The organism is Mesorhizobium sp. M7A.F.Ca.CA.002.09.1.1 (genome assembly GCF_003998555.1).
GTDB lineage: Bacteria > Pseudomonadota > Alphaproteobacteria > Rhizobiales > Rhizobiaceae > Mesorhizobium > Mesorhizobium ciceri.
The window spans coordinates 1-1990 of record NZ_RZRR01000964.1 but is presented as its reverse complement, the minus strand read 5'-3'; the positions used below and the strand labels follow the sequence as shown (position 1 = coordinate 1990).

The 1990-nt window shown below is 63.2% G+C and carries 2 protein-coding genes; both read right to left on the bottom strand.

Features of this window, described 5'->3' with window-relative positions; translation table 11 throughout:
• Nucleotides 1-119: 119 nt before the first annotated feature.
• A complete protein-coding gene (locus EN994_RS28950) occupies nucleotides 120-1139 on the bottom strand; it encodes an NADP-dependent oxidoreductase (RefSeq protein ID WP_024502301.1) in 1020 nt (339 codons plus the stop codon).
• 25 nt (nucleotides 1140-1164) lie between these two features.
• Nucleotides 1165-1990 (bottom strand): NtaA/DmoA family FMN-dependent monooxygenase (locus EN994_RS28945; protein WP_127308034.1); only part of this gene is annotated, 826 nt, incomplete at its 5' end.

The following is a 1990-nucleotide window of genomic DNA, read 5'->3' as shown; positions in this document are numbered from 1 at the left end:
GCTCGGCGTCATCGGCAGCCGGGGCAACCGGCTGATCGGCGGCTGCTGGCAATCACGCCCCGCGGCCACGGCTGCGGCAGAAATTACCCAAGCAGCCCCGCCTGATCGTTGCGCGGCATTTATTCCGCGATACGCACGATCAGCTTGCCGAAATTCTTGCCATCGAGAAGGCCGAGAAAGGCCTGTGGTGCATTTTCGATGCCATCGACGATATCTTCCCTGTAGCGGACGCGGCCGGACGATATCCATTCGGCCATCTCACGATAGAAGGCCGGGCGCTGGTCGACAAATTCACGCTGGATAAACCCCCTGATCGTCAGGCTGCGGTGCAGCACTTGCTGCATCAATACCGGCAAGCGGTCGACGCCGGCATCCGCGATGACGTTGTACTGCGCGATCAGCCCGCAGACCGGCACACGCGCAAATTCGTTCAGCAGCGGAAACACCGCGTCCCAGACAGGACCACCGACATTCTCGAAATAGATGTCGATGCCACCGGGGCAGGCTGCCTTCAACTGCTCGGCAAAATCATCGGCACGGTGATCGACGACCGCATCGAAGCCGAGTTCGTCTCGCACGAAGGCGCACTTGTCGGCACCGCCGGCAATGCCGACGGCACGCGCGCCCTTGATGCGCGCGATCTGGCCAACGGCCGACCCGACCGCGCCGCTGGCGGCCGCCACGACGACCGTCTCGCCAGGCTTCGGCTGCCCGATGGTGAGCAGACCGGCATAGGCCGTGAAGCCCGGCATGCCGAGCACGCCAAGCGCCGTCGTGATGGGTGCCGCAGCGGGATCCAGCTTGCGCAGCCCCACACCGTCGGACAAGGCAAAACTCTGCCAGCCGGAATGGGACAACACGATATCCCCTTCGGTAAATTCCGGGTGGCGAGAGATCACGACGCGCGCAACAGTACCGCCTTCCATCACGCCGTCGACATCGACGGGCCTGGCATAGGATTTCGTAGCGTTCATGCGCCCGCGCATATAGGGATCGAGCGACAGATAGAGGATCTGCAGCAGCAGTTCGCCCTCTCCCGGCTGGACGACATCAACCGTCTCGATGCGGAAATCATCCGGCTTTGGCCGGCCTTGTGGCCGCGCCGCGAGCACGATGCGGGTGTTGGACTGGATCGACATCGAAAATCTCCCTGCGAAGAAGGCTCTACTCGAAAAACCGGTTGGGCGGACGCTTCAGGCCGAGATTCTCGCGCAGTGTCGACCCTTCATATTGCCGCCTGAAGATCCCTCGCCTTTGCAATTCCGGCACCACCTTCTCGGCAAAATCATCGAGCCCGGCGGGCAGGTATGGAAACATGATGTTGAACCCGTCGGAACCCTCGCCGATCAGCCATTCCTCCATCTCGTCGGCGATTGTTTCAGGCGTGCCGACAAAAGCAAGGCCGGAATAGCCGCCCAGCCTTTGCGCAAGCTGCCTGACGGTCAGGTTCTCCTCGCGTGCCAGTTCGATGACGCGCTCGCGGCCACTCTTCGAGGCATTGGTCTCGGGGATTTCGGGCAAGGGCGCGTCGGGATCAAAACCGGACGCGTCATGTCCGATGGCGATCGACAGCGAGGCGATGCCGCTCTCGTAGTAGACGAGACTGTCGAGCTTCGCCCGCTTGGCCTGCGCGTCCTCGACGCTGTCACCGACAACGACAAAGGCGCCGGGCAGGATCTTGATGTCGTCACGCGACCGGCCAAGCCTTTCCGCACGGCCTTTGACGTCGGCGAAGAAGCGCTGCCCCGCCGCGAGATCGGCATGGGCGGCGAAAATGACCTCCGCTGTCTCCGCCGCCAGTTGGCGTCCTGCCTCCGAGGCGCCGGCCTGCACGATGACCGGCCAGCCCTGGATTGGCCGCGCGATGTTGAGTGGGCCGCGCACCGAGAGATGCTCACCCTTATGGTCGAGCACATGCAGCCTGGCCGGGTCGAAATAGAACCCGCTTTCGGCGTCGCGGATGAAGGCATCGTCGGCAAAGCTGTCCCAC

Coding starts and splice junctions, on each gene's coding strand:
- EN994_RS28950 (WP_024502301.1), bottom strand. CDS start 1,139: ATGTCGATCCAGTCCAACACCCGCATCGTGCTCGCGGCGCGGCCACAA.